Raw genomic sequence first — 18745 nt, 5'->3', positions numbered from 1 at the left:
TTCCGAACTCGGCAGTTAAGCTCTCCATCGTCGATGATACTGCGCATTCTTACGTGGGAAAGTAGAACAACGCCAAGACTTTATTTCCAACGGGCCGTCTTACGGAGATGGCCCGTTGTTTTTTTGTCTTGCAGGCACTCCTGTATCCCCTCCGCAATCCCCAATCAGGCAATCCTCCCCCTTCCCCCGTTTTTCTCCTCAGCCTCGCCCTCCCTCCTCCCAGGCTTCCCTCCCGCTTTTTTCCAGCTCCCACCCGGAGTTCTTCCCTCTACGCCTTTAGAGCCTTCTCTCTCTCTCTCTCTCTCTCTCTCTCTCTCTCTCTCTCCTTCTAACGGCCCCAGCCTCCTTCCCGTAACCTTCCCTCTCTCCCTCTCCGTATTCCGCCAGTTCCATGCAATGCCTGTAAGAAGCCCCTGTCGTGGGGCGTGATATCCTTCCTTAACGCATGACAGGCATACCGTTTTTTTCTGCTTTTCCCGCTTGCCAGACCCTACGATCGCGGGCTGTTATTGGCTGTCACTTGGAACTTCAACATGAAGCCGTGCCATAGGACGGTTGATGCTTTTTTGAAATCCAATGGAATAACCCAAAATCCCCCAACCATAGTGTCCATCGGCAGAAAATTGGATAAAAACTCTATAATTGTAGTGTTGTATTGCAGAGATAAAATAACCAGATATTCTTACAAGGCCAAAAAACTCAATCGTTTGCTGCTGCACAGCCTCTAGGAAGCGCTGCAAAAGCAAAGATGCGGTCCTCAGAGGCGTTTTTTAACCATGTGTACAAAGGTAAATGATTGGAGGGCATAATGGGATGCAAAAGGGGATGGAAGCTATTCAAGAAGGGAGCCTTCCATCCCCTATATTCTCACTCCATCTCATGGGGGGGGGCCATACATCAGGGAGTTGTCCGTGGAGCTGGAAAGTTGCCGGTGCCGATGGCGGGGAAACCTCATATCAGGGAATTGCCCCTGCGCCCTCATTATGCTAGGAGTTTGAAAAGTGCAGGGTTCTCATCCTGACTTTCGATTGGAGGTTTCTTATGCTGAAAATCAAACATGTAGCCGTATGTATGCTTGCGCTCGCCATGCTTTCGGCGGGCTGCACCAACTACAGCGGCAATACCTATTCCGGCAGTCAGGTGCGCAGCGCTCAAACGGTACAGTACGGCACGGTGGTTTCCGTGCAGCCTGTTACGCTTGAGGAAGATCGGCCCGCCGTCCTTGGGACAGTGGGCGGAGGCGTCGTCGGCGGCGTGCTCGGCAATATGGTTGGTGGTGGACGCGGGAAGACGCTGGCGACTATCGCTGGAGCAGCCCTCGGCGCGGCTGGCGGCTATGCCGGCGAGAAGGCGCTGACCAAGCAGAATGGCCTTGAAATTACGGTTGAACTGGAAAACGGGCAGCAACTGTCCATTGTTCAGGCCGCCGATCAGCAGTTTTCCCCGGGGGAACGCGTCCGTGTGTTGCGCGGCAGTGACGGCTCGGCGCGTGTGACCCGTTAGCTTTTCAGGAACGCCGTATTGCGGCATCGTATAATCCGTCGTGCGTCGGCATGACGAACAACCAAGGAGCATCCATGCTGGATCCGAAACAGTGTGTTCTTTTCAGCGGCGGGGCCGCCGGAACCGAGCAGTTTTTCGGCGCGCAGGCCGAGGCTTGGGGCATTGAAGAAGTGAATTACAGCTTTGATGGGCATCAGATCGAACGGAAGCGCGGCGTACGCGTCCTCACTTCCGAAGAATTGGCCCTGAAAGATGTGAGCTTGACGTATGTTTCCCGCCTCATGGGGCGGGAATTTACGAAGGCCCCCCTGTTCCGCAAGGTTCTTCAGTCCATTTGCTGGCAGGTCAGCAGCGGTCAGGAAGTCGTGGTCGTGGGCAATATTCAGCCTGACCAGACCGTCAAGGGCGGTACGGGCTGGGGTGCCGAATTCGCCAAGATCTGCAACAAGCCCCTCCTTGTGTTCGATCAGGATCAAGACGGCTGGTATCGCTGGCTGAACGACGCTTGGGTCAAGGTGGAAGAGCCCGTCATTGAACATACGCATTTCACCGCCACGGGGACCCGGTTCATGGAAGCCAACGGACGCAAAGCCATTTCGGATCTGTTCGCCCGTTCGTTCAATCGCTAGGCTCGGACGTTTTTGCCGTATTGTGGACAGCCATCCTGTTTTGCGCAGGGTGGCTGTCTTTGTGAAGGTGGAGTATGCCGTTGTTTGCCGTTCCGTCCGTAAAGAGCGATTCGCTCGGTCTGTTGGCGGGTTTTTGCGCCTTTCTCATTTGGGGCTTTCTGGTCGTTTTCTGGCATATGCTGGATGCCGTGGCTCCGTTTGAAATCCTGTGTTACCGCATCGTTTTTTCGTTTGTGACCTTGCTTCCCGTCGTTTTACTGGCAGGGCGCTGGGCGGAGGTCGTCAGTGCTTTCCGCAACCGCCGCGTGGCCCTGACCATGTTCGCCAGTTCCTGCGTGGTGGGTTTGAACTGGTTCCTGTACATATGGGCCATCAGTACCGGGCAGATCCTTGAAACGAGCCTCGGATATTACACCAATCCCCTTATGAACGTGCTGTTCGGCTTCCTTTTTTTGCGTGAACGGCCGTCGCGGCTTCAGGGGATAGCCATTTTGTTGGCCTGTACCGGCGTCCTGCTGAGTTTTTTGGGCCACAATCAGTTTCCGTGGCTGGCCCTGTCGCTGGCTTTCACTTTTGCACTGTATGGCTTTATCCGAAAAACGGTTTCCGTTGAGGCGCTTCCCGGTTTGTTCATTGAGACAATCGTGTTGATACCCTTTTCGCTCGGCTGGATTCTGCATCTCTACTGGAATGGGGAGGGTTTTCTTTGCAGCCCGACGGTTCGGGAGAGCTTTTTGTTGTTTCTTGCCGGGCCGGTCACATCCTTGCCGTTGGTCATGTTCGCCTATGCCGCCCGGCATATGCGTTTGATGACGCTTGGCCTGCTGCAATACATTTCCCCAACCTGCACGTTCTTCCTCGGCATATTTCTGTTTAAGGAAACTTTGAATCCGACCACGTTGGTGACGTTCGTCTTCATTTGGTTGGCCTTGTTGCTGTATACGGTTGAAAGCTGGCGGCAGACGCGGCATTTGCCGCATTGAGGGGGCGGAAAAGGCGAGGCGCCGTGCTTCATCTTTTTTAGGCCCTGCCATAGAGTGTGGTTGTTTCATCTTCGCAGTATGTTGAAAATACAGATTTTTCAATTTTTCTATTGGCGGATTCTGCTGAGGCATTCTCTTGGTTATTCCTTTGAAATTTCAAGAGGCTGTGTCCTAGAAAATGGTTGATGCTTTTTTCCTTGAAGTTCCAAAGGAATAACCGGCAAAATGCCTTGGCTATGGATTCCGCTAAAGGGAAAATCTTAAGAAAAAGTCTGCATTTTCACCGTGTTGTGGAGATGAAGCAACCATATACTATGACAGAGCCTTGCAAGAAAGCATCAACCATTTCCTGTGACACAGCCTTTTTCTACTGCTGGATGTATGGGCGCATGGACGAAAGGGGGCGGTTCCGTTAGGTGCCATATGGGAAAACTGTATGGGCGTTCCATCCTTGCGTGTATCAATAAAAAAATCCTCGTGTTGCCGAGGATTTTTTTATTGGAAGGGGAGGATATGAAAAAGCCCCGACAGGCGGGGCAATAGGGTGGTGTGTTTCATGACGGTTCTTTGGGCTTGAGGAGGCATTGTATAGGGAGGTGGTTAGTGGGTCCGCTTGAGCTCATAGCCGAACTGTTCGGCTATATGCTCAAGCGGTTGGATATTGCCAGTGACTCGCATGATGTCGACGAGGGTTTCCGCGCCGAGTTTCGCGCCGTCGTCGAAGGGGTTCACTTCACGCAGCAGGGTGGAATACGGTTTGCCCACGGCGGCGGCAATGTTTTTGGCACCAAGGCCGCTTTCCAAAACGATATCATGGACGGCAGAAATAAGATTGGTGGACATAAGGGTTCTCCTTTGGTTGCGTGTTCAAACAACACCACCTGTTCTTAGCTATACCTGATTCTCATTGGAAGACAAGGCCATTAGATTTTTTTTGGAGCCTTTCGTGCCCCTTTTTCTTCAATAAAAAGGGAGTAAGCATAGCCAAGTTGGTTATCCGGCTAAAATCACTGCTTAAATAAAAAGGCTGTGCAGGGAAAACGGTTGATACTTTATTTCTTGCAATTCCAAAGGAATAACGAATAAAATGCCTCAATCATGGAGTCCATCAGCGAGAAAACTTGGAAAAAGTTTATATTTTAAGTATATTACAAAAATAAGCAACGCTATGCTATGTGACAGAGCCAAATAAACAGGCTGTGTTTTAGGTTATGTCGTTATATTGCATATAATTATTTGAAATTATTGAAAATAATCTTTTTGTGGCTTGAAAGATAGTTAAATAATTTCAATAGATCATATCTAATTGGCGACACGTCCTAGAAAATGGATGATGCTTTTTTCCTTGAAGTTGCAAAGGAATAACCGGCAATATGCCTTAGCCGTGGATTCCGCCAAAGGGAAAACTGAAAAAAGCTGTATTCTCACTGTCCTACGGAGATGAAATAAACGTATCTTTATAGGACAGAGCCAATAAAAAAAGCCCATTAAAAGGGCTTTTGGGCGATTGCCAAAAAAATCAATGGGCTGATAAGGCCTTTTCAGGCGGTCTTGTTTTGTGAACTATAGCGCGCCGTGAGCGGTCAGGGCATACAGATACCGTTGCGTGCGGGACGCTGTGTAGGCATACTGCCCGGCAATACGCCATTTTTTTGCGGCCTGTTCCCAGTCTGGAGATTCTTGGAGGCGGTCACGCAAAAGCAGCACGGCCACGCCGTTGGGGTTCAGGCTGCCTTTGACGAGTTCCAGAACGCCGGGCCACGGCATAAACGCCCGGCTGACGACAAGATCCGCTGTCCGCGCGGGAGGCCCGGCCATAAACGCTTCGGCCCGGCCCCGGAAGACATGGGTTCCGGGCAGGGGGTATTGGGCGAGGACTGTGGACAGGAACAAGGCGCGTTTTTCACGGGCTTCGACCATCCAGTAATCGCCTTTCTGCCAGATCATGCGCAGGGGGATTCCGGGGAGCCCGGCTCCCGATCCCAGATCCCAGCAGCATGGTGCGGCGCTGCATTTCACATCTTCGCGCAGAAAGCGCCCAAGATGCAGGCTGTCGACAACCAGCGTGAAAAAGGTGTCCTCAGCCGTCCGGGTGCCGACGAGGTTCATGACCTTGTTCCACTGCATGAGCAGGCCAATATATCCGGCGAGCGGGTGCAACGTCTCTTCGGCAAGCTCGAAACCGGCGCGTTTGGCCCAGTCCTGAAGATCATACGGGGATACGGATGATGGACGCATGGCGACTCCTTGATGCTGTAGAGGGGTGAGAGGCGGTTATACCCGTAAGGCGCGCATTCGTACAGCGTGGGAGTTTGCCGCGCCCGGCTGCCCCGGCCGACGAGGGGAGCGCTATTTGGAAAGGGTGAACGGAACGTCAGGGACGGACTGCCCCGGCGGGCGTGGGGAATGCTTTTCGTGCGTTCTTCGCCTTGGCTTGCTTGAGGTTGCCCCTTGCAGGTATGGGAAGTACCAACATGGAATTTTGGGATGAGGCCGTAAGGGGATTGCCTCCTGCGGGTACGGGAAGTACCCGTATGTGACCGTGGAGCCGGGCGCGGAACTGCGGTTACCCCGGTGGGTACAGGGAATACTCTTTCAATGCCGCCATGCCCTGAAGTGCACCTGACTCCCCCTGCGGGTACGAGGAATACCTACAACAAGTTCACTGAACTGGCCCAGCAGTAAGACTCCCCCTTCGGGTACGGGGAATACTCCGGCGAGCTTGTCGGGCAGTCCCCGGAGACTACTCCCGGCGGACACGGAGAATGCCAACTGGCAATCCACGCTCCGGGTGTGGGAGTTGACCACTCCCGGTATAAGAATACCGCTGTGTTCCGGCTTCATCCCCGCCTCTGGGGGATTGCCCTCGGAGGACACGGGGAATACCCGCCGTGCACGGCGGCGAGGGCCTTCCGGAAAGACTGCCCCGAAGGACGCGGGGAATACTCTGAACGCCGCCGACGCCATGCTTAAAATCGGGACTGCTTCCGGCGGGAGGGGGAGCACCCTGCCGCCGGAGGCGTTGCCGTTCATCCTTTCCCGCTTGCCTTCCGCAGATTGTCCACCTGGCGGCAGATGCCCATGAGCATATCCATTTCGTGCCGTCTCAGGCCGGACTTGCCGAGGAAGCGGCGCAGGGGCATCAGGAAATAGTCGGGATTGTCGTTTTTGAGATAATCTATGGCGAGGAGCGTTTCCTTGAGCCGGGCGTAGAGCAGGGCCTGTTCCTCGTGCGTGATGCGGCGCGACTGCTGGCCGGGATCGTTTCCGAGCGGCGGTTGCGGGTCTACGCGGCTGACGGCCTTCATGCATTCGTAGGTAAGGATGAGGATGGCCTGCGCCAGATTGAGCGAAGAAGCCTCCCCAGCGGTGGGGATGGTCACGAGGCGCTGGCATTGTTCGATGTCGGCATTGCTCAGGCCGCGATCCTCACAGCCGAACACGATGGCGACCCGGCTGCCTTCATGGAGCAGGGGCGCGATTTCACCGGCGGCCTGTTCCGGCGTCAGCAGGCCGCGCCGCCATCCGCCCGTGCGGGCCGTGGTGCCGAAGGTCAGGACGTTGGGGGCGAGCGCCTCGCCGAGCGCCGGTTTGACCTCAATGGCGTCGAGCAGGGGCTCGCCCTTGGCTGTGGCCAGAGGCCGGGCTTTTTCCTTATCCCACCATACGGGGCTGACGAGCGTCAGGCGCCCGCAGCCCGTGTTGGCGCAGGCGCGGGCCGCCATGCCGATGTTTTCCGGGAACTTGGTTCCCACCATAATGATTTCCAGATGCCGCAGGGCATCCTGCGAAGCTTGCACAAGCATATTCACTTCCGGGGAGACAGGGTGGAAAGGGCGTCCTCAAGCTGGCCCGCCGTGTACAGATCCCTGAGCACGATGGGGCTGTTTGAGAGGAGGCCCTTGGGGAAAATGGCCGTGACCGGGATGCTGACGCTGCCGATGGCGCGGAGCAGCGCCTGCGCTTTCGGGTCGGGGCGGGTCAAATCCACCTTGATGAGGCGCAGCCCGTAGCGTTCCGCGATGGCGTGCAGGCGTTTGGGCGTCAGCACGGTCTGCTCAAGGAATTTGCAGGAGGGGCACCAATCCGCCGTGAATTCGACCAGCAACGGTTCTTTTTTCAGCAGCGAGCGGAACGTGTCCGCTTGGAACGCTTCCCACGGCGCGGGTTCGGGCGCGGGCCGCACGCTCCACCAGATGGAGCCGCCTACCATAAGGAGCGCGAGCGCGCCCGTAAAGAGCTTTTGCAGCCCAGAGGCCCGCAATCCGCCCCAGTGCCCCCAGATCCACGCCGCCAGCGCGCAGACGAGCAGGGTGACGAGCGCGGGGAGCCGTTGCGATTCGGGGAGAATGGACAGCAGATAGATGGCCGTGCCCATGAGGAAGAAACCGACCAGCCGTTCCATGATCCCCGTCCATGCGCCGGGTTTGGGGAGGATGCGGGCCGCGCCGGGCCAAACCGCAAGGACGAGGTAGGGCAGGGCCATGCCGATCCCGGTTGCGGTGAATACGGCGGCGATTACGGGCAGGGGCTGGAGTGCCGCCCAGCCGAGCACGCCGCCGAGCAGGGGGCCGCTGCATGGGGTGGCCAGCAGGGTGGCGACGAGGCCGGTGAGGTAGGCTTGCATTTTGGGGCTGCGTGACGCGCCGACCTTGAAATCGAGCACGGGCAGCGTGAACACGTCGAACAGGGAGAGGGACAGCAAAAAGACGAGGATCAGCAGCCCATACACGAGGTGGGTGTTCTGGAACAGGCCGCCCCACGCCAATCCGAGCGCGCCGACGCAAAAGGCCAGCACGAGGAACCACGTCAGGATCCCGGCGGCGAACAGTACGTTGTGCCTGCGGAAATGGGCGAGGCGTCGGCTTTCTGTTTCATGGCCCGATGCGCTCAGCAGGGCGGAAACCTTCATGGTCAGCACGGGCAGCACGCAGGGCATGACATTGAGGATAAGGCCCGCCAGCAATCCGAGGAGCAGGGCCGTGCCGAGGGCTGTGGGCTCCAGGGATTCCTGCGAGAAGCGCGGCATAAACCGCCATTCTTCAGGCTCAGCGGGGCTTCCGGGGGCAAGCCGGGCGGACGGCCCGGAAAGCGGCGTCAGCGGGGTGACGGATTGCTGTGGGTGGGCCTGCGGAGGCACGGGCTCGGAAAGGGTGGGGAAAACGGTTTTGCCGAGCTGCCCATACGCCTCCAGAGCGGCGGGGCTCGGCGGAGGCAGCGTTTGGGGGAACGTGAGGGAAACCGTTTGCTGCACGGAGACGCAGTTTTTGTCCGAGCAGAGGAGCATGGAAAGCTCGGCGGAGAGGGGGCCGGGTACGGGGGCATCGAAACGGATGAAGATCGGGAACCGGGAGGTATAAGCGAGGATCTGCTTTGTAGGCTCGAAGGTGTCGGGCGTAAGCTGCCCCTGCGGGTAGAGGGTTGCGGCTGCGGCGGGTTGTCCCTGTACGTCGAGGACGTTCAAGCTGGTGGGAATGGGGGCGTCCGCGTAGTGGGAGTAGGTGTGGTAGCCTTTTTGCGGCGTCACCCAGAGCACGGCCGCCGGATGCCCGTCCAGCTCGGCATATTCCGTATCCAATGAAAAAGGAAGTGATTCCGCATTGGTAAGAGCCGCAGCATACAGCAGGAAACCTGCGGCAAGGCAGAGTATAAGCCATATATGGAGTGTGTTTTTCATTTTCATGGGGTGGACGGTAGCGTTTTTTCTTCCCTTTTGCAAAAAGGGTATTGACACTTGCCCCTTATTTGGACTAAACCTCTTTTCACGCCGCGAGGCACGGGTCATTAGCTCAATTGGTAGAGCAGCTGACTCTTAATCAGTTGGTTCGGTGTTCAAGTCACCGATGGCCCACCAGCAAAACAAATTAAGGACTTTCGAGGAATCGAAAGTCCTTTTTTATGTCGTTAGCCTGTTGAGGGCGTGCAGCGGCTAAAACAATAAGCCACCCGTAAAGGGTGGTTGTCATTTTGTGGGTTCCTGTTGGGAAAGGGCCTACCCCATCCCACTGGTAAGGGGCATCTCAGGAGCGGCAGAGGGCAGGTTTTAGCCGGATTGATTGAGTGATTGCTCCAAATAACCTTTATATACCCGTTCGTTTTGCCCATCAAGGTTCATCTGGTACATACGGAACGTGGTCAGTATGTCTTTAGGTTGCCATTGTTCCTTATACGAATATTGATAGAGCATCCCCAGACGTTTCATAACATTTCCGCTGCGGGGATTCTTGATGTCATGCGTGGCCGTAATGTAAGGAATGCCATCTTTCTTGGCTTGATGGATGACGGCATTGGCCGCTTCAGTAACAATGCCGTTGCGCCAAAAGGCTTTGAGCAGCCCATAGCCAAGGTCATGGGGTTCATTGGCATCTATATTGACATAGCCAATTGGAAGGTTGTCGGTTTTTAAACAAATCGCATACCTGTAACCGTAAGGTTGGCTGTAGGTGTCCAAGTACCTTTCTTTAAGGAAAAGGTTTGCTTCCTCTATGGATTGTAATGGAAACCAGGGCAAATACGTGTTTACTTCTTTATCGCTGTGTATTGCAAACAAGGCATATAAATCATTTTCAGTGAATCTCCGTAAGAGAAGCCTCTCCGTTTCCAATGTCGGCGTATTTGTAAAATCCATATATATTCCTTTTCAATCATATATCAAATGACACATCATTTTTTGAATAGAAAAATAACCTGATGCTTATTTTCATTTTAGGATTCCGGTGACTTTTTGTCAAAGGCTGTGCCATAGAAAACGGTTGATGCTTTATTTCCTTAAAATTCCAAAGAAATAACCAATAAAATCCCCCAATCACAGATCCCATCAACGGAAAGATTAGATAAAAAGTATGTATTTCAATATATTACTAAAACAAAGCAATCATGTACTATGATAGAGCCTTGTCAAATTAAGGCATATTGTTTTGCATATTCAACAGCAAGCCGGATGATGCTGGTAAAATGTATGGCGTTTTTGATGCGGAAAACCTGTAGGAGCCCCATTGTGTGATGCCGCGTTCTCCTGCGTCGGCTGATGGGGAGTATGGGAAGCGGCGGGAAGCAGAGAGGAAAGATGTTGTCTCCTTACTAGTTGAAAAAACAGGTTCTTTCTTTTTATTGAGGAAAAAATCCAAAAAGTGCGAAGAATGTGTTGACATGGCCCTCCGTTTTCGATACATCCGTTTTCGCGCGATGAGCGCGGACAAAATACCCTTGGGTCATTAGCTCAATTGGTAGAGCAGCTGACTCTTAATCAGTTGGTTCGGTGTTCAAGTCACCGATGGCCCACCAGCAAAAAAGAATATCCCGACAGGTTTTCCTGCCGGGATTTTTTGCGTTCTTTTGCCGGGAGGCAGCGAGGGGAACGCGGTCGGGATGCGCCCGCGCTGTGTTCCTTTTAGGTTATGTTGTTATTTTTTATGTAACTGTTTTAAGTTATTAAAAGGCTGTGTTATAGAAAATGGTTGATGCTTTTCTCCTTGAAGTTCCACAGGGATAACCGACAAAATGCCTTAGCCCTGTATTCCGCCAAAAGGAAAACCGGAGAAAAGGGCTGTATTTTCATAGCACTGTGGAGATGAAACAACCACAAACTATAACAGAGCCTATTAAAAACAGTATTTTGTAATTTGAAAATGATTAAATAATTTCAGTAGATTATATCTGATTAAAAACACGGCCTAGGGTATGCCGGGATTATCTGAAGAGGACGGAGCGGAATATCGAAAGGCCGAGGAGGATAGTGCCGAATGCGAAACAACGGCGCAAGGCCTGCATCGGCAATCGTGGCGAGTGGGCCAGCCGTGCGCCCACGACGGCCATGAGCATGCTGGAAACCAGCAGGCAGAACATGCCGGGAAGGTACACGAAACCTACGGAGTAGGGAGGGAGATCCGGGACACTCCACCCTGAGATGGCATATCCGAGGGTTCCGGTTAGGGTGATGGGCAAGCTCAGGGCGGCGGACGTGCCTACGGCGTCGGCCCAATCGATCGCGGCCCAGGCAAGGAAGATCACGCAGAGCATGGTTCCGGCGATGCCCGCAAGGCTTGAAATCAGGCCAATGAGTATGCTGACCGGAAGCATGGCCCGTTCAAGCCGCCCCGTCTTTGGCTGGGGGGTGGAATTGATGAGCAGATGGACGCCGACCAGTATGATGAAGAAGGCGAAAAAGCCGCGCAGGAATAACCCCGGAAGGTGTGGGGCGAGGAGCGCGCCGCCGAGCGTGCCCGCAATGATGCCGGGGGCCATTTTTTTCCAGATGTCGGCGCGCACGGAACCATAGCGCCTGTGCGCCAGCACGCTGGAAAGGGATGTGAATAGGATGGTGGCGAGGGACGTGCCGAGCGATAGGTGCTGCGTCATGTCCACGGAAAAACCGAGGCGGTCGAAAAACACGTTGAGCAGGGGCATGATGATTACCGCCCCGCCGACGCCGAGAAGCCCGGAAAGGAGCCCCACAAAGGCCCCGCCAAGCACAAGAAAGCCGAACATGGAAAGCATAATGCCCCTCCTTTTTAAAAAGACAGAAAACAATTTCGATGGCCCTATCATATCGGGAGGTTTCCCCCAGAATCCAGTGATAGCAGATCAGCCGTCAGAGATCGATAGGCTTCCGGGGTTCTTCCAGATGTACGGCGAGTCCTTCCTGCGGGGAGTAAGCCTTTCGGCCCACAGCGTACGGAGAAATATTCCGTCAATATACTGTGTTATGCCGGAAGAGCTGTAGGGGGATGGAGGCAGAGGGAAGGAGGGAGAGAAAAAGAAGACCCTCCGTGCATTCGCAATTGCAGCTGTGAACATGAAGGGGCTTCTTTTGAAGGGAAAACGGGGCGTATCCATGTCGTCTCCGTTTGTTTTTTATGGTGCCAGAGCTTTCCGCCTGCTGGCGAAAGGAAGAGGTTCAGGCCGCCCTCGTCATGGTGCTTCGCCTTGTCCCCCTTTTTGAGCTTTCGTAGGTAACCATCTGAAAACGGCAAAAGAAAAGCCCCCCGAATTTGCATTTAAAAGTTGCAAACTGAGGGGGCTTATTCTTAGATGTAAACAGTGTTAGGTTTTATTGTAACCTGTTTATTTTTTTGGTGCCCGGAACGAGGATTGAACTCGTACAGCCATAAGGCCGAGGGATTTTAAGTCCCTTGCGTCTGCCAGTTCCGCCATCCGGGCGTGGGGCATTGAGAATACGTGCATCATGGGGAGGAGTCAACAGGCGGGCCTGTTTTCCCTCCGGCTTCCGGTCTGCGCAATGTGCGCATACGCTGATAGGTTTAGGATGCGTACCCTTCAAAAAGAGGAAGAAGCTCCAGCGGATCATAGAGGATCGTATCCGCGCCGCTTTCTTTCAGCTCCTGAGCACCTCGAAACCCCCAGTCGACGCCGACAGCAGTCATTCCGGCATTGCGGGCCGTCAGCATGTCCACATTGCTGTCCCCGACAAAGGCCGCTTCGTGTGGGGCAACGCCAAGATGCCGGGCCGCATTGAGGGCCCCGGCGGGATCGGGCTTATGGGGCAGGTTCGGCATAGCCCCCTGAATGAACAGGAAAGGTTCGTTGGGAAAGTAGTGCTTGAGCATATGGAGCGTCCACTCGTGCGGCTTGTTCGTCACGACGGCCAAGGGGATGCCGCGCCGTTGGAGTTCCTGCAAGAGTTCGGGGATATGCGGGTAGGGGCGCGTTGCTGCGGCCCAGTTTTGGGCATAGTTGTCGCCCGTGCGCCCCACCAGTGTTTCAAACCCCGCAGGCCCAAGCCGATCCGCTTCCCCTTCGGGCAGTGCGCGGCGGACGAGCATACGCAGGCCGTTGCCGACGAACTGGCGATACGCGGCAACGGGATGTTGCGGGTAACCGGCTGAATGCAGCGCGGCATTGGCGGCATTGGCAAGATCGTCGAGCGTGTTCAGTAATGTCCCGTCAAGATCAAAGATGGCGGCGCGATAGTTTGGCTTGTCCATAGCTGTTCCTTTGAAATCCGTTGCATCCGCCGTGCCGTGTACGGGGAAAGGGAACGGGTGCGACGGCAGCATGACAAAGGACGCCGCGTCTTTCAAGGGGGAATCCCGTGCGGATCGAATGCTGTGGGTTGCATCGCGGCTGGATTTTGCTAACTCTAGCGCGGTGCCGCGGCATTGCGGCGATTTTTTGGAAGCGGGGGCAGTATGGCGCAGGGTAAGGAACGTGCGGATGAGTTGGTTTTTGCGCAAGGTTTGGCGGAAAGCCGTGAAATGGCGAAACGCCTGATCATGGCGGGCAAGGTGGCGCTGGAGGATGTTTCCGGCGTACGGCAAAAAGTGGATAAGCCCGGCCACAAATATCCGCCGGATACGGCCTTCGTGTTGGTCGGCATTGAGAAGTACGTCAGCCGTGGCGCGTATAAGCTGCTGACCGCCATAGAACATTTCAAGCTGGATGTGGCCGGGTTCGTCTGTCTGGACGCCGGGGCTTCCACGGGCGGGTTTACGGACTGCCTGCTGCAGCACGGTGCGGCGAAGGTGTACGCTGTGGATGTGGGCAAGGAGCAGCTCCATGAGCGTATGCGCCGCGATCCGCGGGTCATCAGCATGGAAGGGACGAATTTGCGCACGGCTCCCGAATCATTGATTCCCGAACCGGTGGACATCATCGTTGCTGATGTCTCTTTCATTTCCCTGACGCTGATCCTGCCTCCCTGCGTGCGTTGGCTCAAAGAGGGCGGCTTGGTGGCGGCGCTGGTCAAGCCGCAGTTTGAGCTGGGGCCGCATCAGACGGACAAGGGCGTGGTGCGTGATCCCGCCTTGCGGCAGCAGGCGGTGGACAAGGTGTTGTTGTTTTGTCAGGAGCGTCTCGGCCTTGAGTGCCTCGGCGTCGTGCCCGCCGCCGTCAAGGGGCCCAAGGGGAATCAGGAGTATATCGTTTGCCTGCGCCGCGTAGGGTCTTGGCGGGTGGCCTGCGGAAGTGCGGTGGAGGAATAAGATCAAGGATAGGATGAGGATAGGCGGGGGAGGAAAACCCTTCTGGAGAAGGGCTATTCCTCCCCCGCACCCCCTCCTTTCCCAAGACTTTCGACTGGTGGGGAGGCTGCACGGCAGGAGTCCCTTTGTCTGTTGGGCCTGCCGGGGTATTGAGGGGAAAAGATGTGGAGGGGACTGGATGGCGTTTGTCCGTCCGTTGCCATGTATGGGAAAGAAGAAAACGGCCTGATCCAATGGAAATGGATCGGGCTGTTTTTTTATGGTGGCGATGGGGTGGAGGGTGCGGGCCGTTCGCCCTTCGGGGGAAAGGGGGACAGTTGTATGTGGATGGTTTCCCGAAACCGAAGGCATGAATGGGAAGCGGCGCTGATGCGCGGCTTTTCCACAGTGCATTACCCCGGATGGGTGGCTGAAAGGGAATGGAGCTTGTGAGGCATTCCCTTTTTTGATGTTTTTTGAAAGGCTGTGTCCTAGGTTGTGTCGTTATTTGATATATAATTATTTGAAATTATTAAATAAAATCTTTTATGCCTTGAAAATGGTTTAATAATTTCAATAGATTATATCTAGTTGATGACACGACTTAGAAAATGGCAGATGCTTTTTTCCTTGAGGTTCCAAAGGAATAACCGGCAAAATGCCTTAATCGTGGATTCCGCCAAGGGGAAAATTGAAGAAAAAGGCCGTATTTTCACCGTACTGAGGATATGAAACAGCCACATGCCATGACAGGGCCTTTTGAAGAAATTCAGTTGGCATTTTAATTTGTTAGGCTGTGTCATAGAAAATGGTTGATACTTTTTTTCTTGAATTTCCAAAGGAATAAGTAACAAAATACTTTAATCACGAATTCCGCAAAGAAAAAACTAACGAAAGAGGCTGTATTTTCACCATACTGTGGAGATAAACAACCATATGCTATGACAGAGCCATTTGTTATGGCGTCATGCTCATTGAAGGTGTGAATTTCTCTCTCTCTCTCTCTCTCTCTCTCTCTCTCTCTCTCTCTTGGGGCGTGTTATCGGTATTCAGGGATAGGGCGTTTCACCTGTTCAAGAAAGGTTCCTGTGACGAGGCCGAGCAGTTCTTCCGTTTTGTTTTGCGAATAGGCGTCCCCCGCGTGGAAGCGGATGATGGGGGCGAGCCAATCCTGCATGTCGCTGCGGGGATGCCCGGCGCTGAACATCCGAAGCTGATCCTCAAGCAGGAACACCTGATGGATGGTGATGTCCTTGATGACTTCGGCATCGGACATCTCTTTGCCAGCCCATTCTTTGAAGAAGGCTTTGTAGTCTTCGGCAAGGGCCGCCACGGATTCCTCGCGCATCATGCGGGCGGCCCGGAGGTAGACCCGCAGGAAGGCGGCCACTTGGCTTGGGTGGGCATCGGCAAAATCCTTATCCGCCATGAGCAGTACGGACTGCGGGGCATTGGCGGATCGCGACGTGGCCGCGACCTTAAGCCCATGCTCGTCCCCGGTGTAGCTGTAGGGGGCCCACAGCACGATGGCGTCGCCTTCCCCCCCAAGGAAAGCCTGAAGGCCCGGTGCGGCATCCGTATTGTTGATCCGCACGTCCCCTGCCGTCAGGCCGTAGGCGGCAAGCCATTTGGCAAGGAGGTATTGGGCCGATGACGATGCGGGGCAAATGATGGTTTTCCCCCTGATGTCGTCGGCCTTGCCGTAGAGGTTCGGATACCCCTTGTTGGCGCCTTTGGTGTTGAGGATTGGGCTGTCGGGCCGGACCATGACCACATTGGCCAGGGATTCGTCATTGCCGACGCCGATGATGGTGAACCGTTCGGGGTGGGGGCTGGTCAGGATGGGGAACGCGCCGCAGGCTCCTATGGCCCACTTGTCCGCGTTGCCGATCAGCTCTTTGCCCGAATCGAACCTGTTGAGGACGATGTCGAGCCCTTCCTGTTTGTCCCAGCCCTTTTGTTTGGCGTACCAGATGAGGAACGTTTCATGTTCGGGGAGCCAGCCCGTTTCGAGTTTGAACGCAGGTTCCTGCTGGGCGGCCGAGTGCGCCGCCGTCAGGTTGAGGAGAAGTGCAACAATGCCGAATAGTCCGAACAGCGTACTGCGCCGCATGGCTCTGTCCTTTATAAGATGGCCTTAAGAAAAAGTGGGGAGTAGGAGGAATGGAAACAATCAGGTTTGACAGAAAAATCACTTCTTATGGATTCTGCTTGATTCATACCGGGTTTGTGCCCGATTGCCAAGAAGTTGTGTTTTTCACGTATGTTTTGCCTCATTCCGTTCCGTTTGGGGACGAGTGGAAGGCGGCTTTTTCTCCTTGCGGCCTCAACATATTGAGGCTGTTTGACGAATCAACCTATACGAATAAGGCGTACTCCAAAAGATGAGGCTATTGATGGGACAAAAATGTCCCGTGGGACAAAAATGCCCCATGAGGGTAGTTCGGTTTAACTCGTTAGAAATACATAAAATACAGGATAACGGATTCTTTACGGGACATTTGTGTCTCATTGTGAGGAAAAGAACGTTTTGGTGGATTATTTGAAAAATGGAAAAATATTATTTTTTTATTTCAAGAGATTAGTATGGATAAAAGCCTCGTTGCTGTGCTTGTCCTGCTATTTTGGCCCGGCACTTGCTAAAGGGTTAGTGCCTTCGGGAACAATCCCGACGTTCCAATAGAGTTTTTGGATGATGCGTCCTTTTTCGTTCAAAGCCGGTGTACGGCGGTGAACGAAAGAGAGCGCGAAGAAACCGCTCTTGAAACGCGAAGACAAAGAGGGACTTTTGGTCATGAGCAACGAACATGTTGAAAGCGGACGTGAAGAACTGAAGAAAACGATGAGCCCGGCTGAAGTTTGGGCTCTTGCCGTAGGCGCCATCATCGGCTGGGGCTGCTTTATCCTCCCCGGCACGCGCTTCCTCCCCGAAGCTGGGCCTGTCGGCAGCATATTGGCCTTCATTGTCGGCGGCGGCCTCCTGTGCTTCGTCGCCCTCGCGTACAGCATCCTCGTCAAGGCATATCCCGTGGCCGGCGGTGCGTTCACCTACGCTTATGTCGGTTTCGGCAAGGCTTGGGCGTTTGTTTGCGGATGGGCGCTCATCCTTGGCTACCTCTGCGTCATCGCCGCCAACGGCACCGCGCTGGCCCTCCTCAGCCGCGCCTTGCTGCCGGGTGTGTTCGACGTGGGGTATCTGTACAGCGTAGCCGGCTGGGACGTGTATGCCGGTGAGTTGGCCATGATGACCTGCGTTTTCCTCTTCTTCGGCTACATGAACTATCGCGGCATGGACTTCGCCAGCAGCATCCAGCTCATCCTCGCTTTTGCGCTGGTGGCCGGCGTGCTCATCCTGACCGTGGGCTCTTTCTCCACCTCCACCGCGTCGCTTGACAACCTTTCGCCCATATTCGCTGAAGGCCGTTCTCCTTGGGCCTGCATCATCTCCATCGTGGCGATTACGCCTTGGCTGTTCGTCGGCTTCGACACCATTCCCCAGACCGCTGAAGAATTCGACTTCCCGCCTGAAAGATCCCGCCGCCTGATGCTGTACTCCATCGCGTGCGGTGCGGCGTTGTATGCCCTTGTCCTGATTTCCGTGGCCGTCATCATTCCTTATACTGACCTTCTTGGGCAGAACCACACATGGGCTACCGGCGCTGTGGCTGACATGGCCTTCGGACGCTTCGGCGGCCTGATCCTCGCCGTCCCCGTCCTCGCGGGCATCCTGACCGGCATGAACGGCTTCTTCATGGCCACCACGCGCCTGCTGTTCAGCATGGGCCGCGGCAAGTTCCTGCATCCTTGGTTCCTTAAGGTGCATCCCAAGTATGGCACCCCGACCAATGCCGTGCTGTTCACCCTCGTCCTGACCCTTATCGCGCCTTTCTTCGGCCGTTCCGCCCTCAACTGGATCGTCGATATGTCCGCTATGGGCACCGCGCTCGCCTACTTCTCCACGTGCCTTGTCGCCTACAAGTACGCCGCCCGCTTTGCGGAAAAGGCCCCGTGGTGGAGCAAGTCCGTGGCTGTGGTCGGCGCCCTGACCTCCATCGCCTGCTTCCTTATGCTGGCTGTGCCCGGCTCCCCGGCCGCCATCGGGTTTGAATCGTGGATCATGCTGTTCGCATGGGTAGCCATCGGCGCCTGCTTCTACTTCAGCCGTGTTTCCATCCTGCGTACCATCCCTGAAAAGAACATGCAGTATATGCTCCTCGGAACCGTTGACCGTCCCTTGCTCTTCACCCCGAAGAACGTAGAGGAATTTGAAGAGGGCGACGCCAAGTCCGCTGCTGAACTGGGTTAGGCGCTCCCTCCCCTAACCTGATGGGAAAAGCCGGGGCCGGTTATGACGGCCCCGGCTTTTTTGCGGCCTTGTCCCGTGTTGCACCTGCACTGGCGGGCTGCTGCGCTTTTACGGATAGGCTTATCGCGGGCGGGCGTACTCATTTTGAACGCATGTCCCTGCAAAGGCCCTTTGGGGAGTGCGCGGCGGCTGCCCGGATGGATAAGCGGCTTGGAAAGGGGGAGGGGCAGCGCAGATAGGCGCAGGGAGAGGGAGAGCTTTCTCCTGAGGCCGTGTCATGGAAAGTGGCTGATGCTTTTTTCTTGGCTGTGTTTAAGTTTGTGGTTGATACAAGATTCCAACTGGAAAGGAAGAGCTCTTTGGAGATTATCTGGAGGTCTCGCAACAATTCTTCAAGACTGGATT

16 protein-coding genes and 3 tRNA genes are annotated in these 18745 nt (G+C 54.9%); 7 read left to right on the top strand and 12 right to left on the bottom strand.

Going from position 1 to position 18745, the window contains the following annotated elements; genetic code table 11:
* Nucleotides 1-506 precede the first annotated feature (506 nt).
* Nucleotides 507-746 (bottom strand): hypothetical protein, encoded by a 240-nt coding sequence (locus tag ACZM8Y_RS14810; protein WP_479859179.1) that lies wholly within the window; start codon nucleotides 744-746, stop codon nucleotides 507-509.
* A 295-nt stretch (nucleotides 747-1041) separates the two neighbouring features.
* On the opposite strand from ACZM8Y_RS14810, the gene ACZM8Y_RS14805 reads away from it, so the two are divergent.
* The 3 genes from ACZM8Y_RS14805 to rarD all read left to right on the top strand — a co-directional run bounded on the left by ACZM8Y_RS14805 (nucleotide 1042) and on the right by rarD (nucleotide 3115).
* A complete protein-coding gene (locus tag ACZM8Y_RS14805) occupies nucleotides 1042-1503 on the top strand; it encodes an outer membrane lipoprotein (protein ID WP_005025707.1) in 462 nt (153 codons plus the stop codon).
* A gap of 74 nt (nucleotides 1504-1577) precedes the next feature.
* Entirely contained in the window at nucleotides 1578-2132 is a 555-nt protein-coding gene (locus tag ACZM8Y_RS14800; RefSeq protein WP_302553813.1) for a hypothetical protein, read from the top strand.
* Between the two features lie 74 nt (nucleotides 2133-2206).
* Nucleotides 2207-3115 carry an EamA family transporter RarD gene (gene rarD / locus ACZM8Y_RS14795; RefSeq protein ID WP_479859180.1) on the top strand — a complete coding sequence of 303 codons (909 nt, stop codon included), beginning with the start codon at nucleotides 2207-2209 and terminating at the stop codon, nucleotides 3113-3115.
* A gap of 600 nt (nucleotides 3116-3715) precedes the next feature.
* Here rarD and ACZM8Y_RS14790 read toward each other — a convergent pair.
* From ACZM8Y_RS14790 to ACZM8Y_RS14770, 5 genes are all read right to left on the bottom strand, one after another.
* On the bottom strand, nucleotides 3716-3958 hold the full coding sequence (locus ACZM8Y_RS14790; protein WP_302553808.1) for a phage regulatory CII family protein: 243 nt from the start codon (nucleotides 3956-3958) through the stop codon (nucleotides 3716-3718).
* A 720-nt stretch (nucleotides 3959-4678) separates the two neighbouring features.
* Nucleotides 4679-5353 (bottom strand): 16S rRNA (guanine(527)-N(7))-methyltransferase RsmG, encoded by a 675-nt coding sequence (locus ACZM8Y_RS14785; protein WP_479859181.1) that lies wholly within the window; start codon nucleotides 5351-5353, stop codon nucleotides 4679-4681.
* Nucleotides 5354-5710: 357 nt separating this feature from the next.
* Complete coding sequence (locus ACZM8Y_RS14780) at nucleotides 5711-6148, bottom strand: hypothetical protein (RefSeq protein ID WP_482333849.1); 438 nt, start codon at nucleotides 6146-6148, stop codon at nucleotides 5711-5713.
* Nucleotides 6145-6921, bottom strand: a complete 777-nt coding sequence (locus ACZM8Y_RS14775) for an RNA methyltransferase (protein WP_479859182.1) — start codon at nucleotides 6919-6921, stop codon at nucleotides 6145-6147. The genes ACZM8Y_RS14780 and ACZM8Y_RS14775 overlap by 4 nt, the downstream gene beginning before the upstream one ends.
* 2 nt (nucleotides 6922-6923) lie before the next feature.
* The gene (locus ACZM8Y_RS14770; RefSeq protein ID WP_487479986.1) at nucleotides 6924-8792 is read right to left on the bottom strand and encodes a protein-disulfide reductase DsbD family protein; all 1869 of its coding nucleotides are present in this window, start codon (nucleotides 8790-8792) and stop codon (nucleotides 6924-6926) included.
* A 101-nt stretch (nucleotides 8793-8893) separates the two neighbouring features.
* Between ACZM8Y_RS14770 and ACZM8Y_RS14765 the strand changes: the two genes are divergently transcribed.
* Nucleotides 8894-8969 (top strand) — tRNA-Lys (locus ACZM8Y_RS14765).
* Nucleotides 8970-9158: 189 nt separating this feature from the next.
* On the opposite strand, the gene ACZM8Y_RS14760 is transcribed toward ACZM8Y_RS14765, so the two are convergent.
* A complete protein-coding gene (locus ACZM8Y_RS14760) occupies nucleotides 9159-9743 on the bottom strand; it encodes a GNAT family N-acetyltransferase (protein WP_482333854.1) in 585 nt (194 codons plus the stop codon).
* A 274-nt stretch (nucleotides 9744-10017) separates the two neighbouring features.
* Entirely contained in the window at nucleotides 10018-10266 is a 249-nt protein-coding gene (locus ACZM8Y_RS14755) for a hypothetical protein (RefSeq protein WP_482333856.1), read from the bottom strand.
* A 57-nt stretch (nucleotides 10267-10323) separates the two neighbouring features.
* On the opposite strand from ACZM8Y_RS14755, the gene ACZM8Y_RS14750 reads away from it, so the two are divergent.
* Nucleotides 10324-10399: transfer RNA gene (locus tag ACZM8Y_RS14750), tRNA-Lys, on the top strand.
* Between the two features lie 405 nt (nucleotides 10400-10804).
* Here ACZM8Y_RS14750 and ACZM8Y_RS14745 read toward each other — a convergent pair.
* From ACZM8Y_RS14745 to ACZM8Y_RS14735, 3 genes are all read right to left on the bottom strand, one after another.
* Nucleotides 10805-11611 carry a sulfite exporter TauE/SafE family protein gene (locus ACZM8Y_RS14745; RefSeq protein ID WP_479860098.1) on the bottom strand — a complete coding sequence of 269 codons (807 nt, stop codon included), beginning with the start codon at nucleotides 11609-11611 and terminating at the stop codon, nucleotides 10805-10807.
* Nucleotides 11612-12187: 576 nt separating this feature from the next.
* Nucleotides 12188-12274 (bottom strand) — tRNA-Leu (locus tag ACZM8Y_RS14740).
* 101 nt (nucleotides 12275-12375) lie between these two features.
* A complete protein-coding gene (locus tag ACZM8Y_RS14735) occupies nucleotides 12376-13059 on the bottom strand; it encodes an HAD family hydrolase (protein ID WP_487479987.1) in 684 nt (227 codons plus the stop codon).
* A 204-nt stretch (nucleotides 13060-13263) separates the two neighbouring features.
* Here ACZM8Y_RS14735 and ACZM8Y_RS14730 point away from each other — a divergent pair, with 204 nt between their 5' ends.
* Nucleotides 13264-14055, top strand: a complete 792-nt coding sequence (locus tag ACZM8Y_RS14730) for a TlyA family RNA methyltransferase (protein ID WP_487479988.1) — start codon at nucleotides 13264-13266, stop codon at nucleotides 14053-14055.
* Between the two features lie 1018 nt (nucleotides 14056-15073).
* Here the strand turns inward: ACZM8Y_RS14730 and ACZM8Y_RS14725 are convergent.
* Nucleotides 15074-16147, bottom strand: a complete 1074-nt coding sequence (locus ACZM8Y_RS14725) for an ABC transporter substrate-binding protein (protein ID WP_482334695.1) — start codon at nucleotides 16145-16147, stop codon at nucleotides 15074-15076.
* A 681-nt stretch (nucleotides 16148-16828) separates the two neighbouring features.
* On the opposite strand from ACZM8Y_RS14725, the gene ACZM8Y_RS14720 reads away from it, so the two are divergent.
* The gene (locus ACZM8Y_RS14720; RefSeq protein WP_337431535.1) at nucleotides 16829-18340 is read left to right on the top strand and encodes an APC family permease; all 1512 of its coding nucleotides are present in this window, start codon (nucleotides 16829-16831) and stop codon (nucleotides 18338-18340) included.
* Nucleotides 18341-18745: the final 405 nt, after the last annotated feature.

This window comes from Bilophila sp. (genome assembly GCF_057864385.1).
This window is presented reverse-complemented; position numbering and strand designations above follow the sequence as displayed.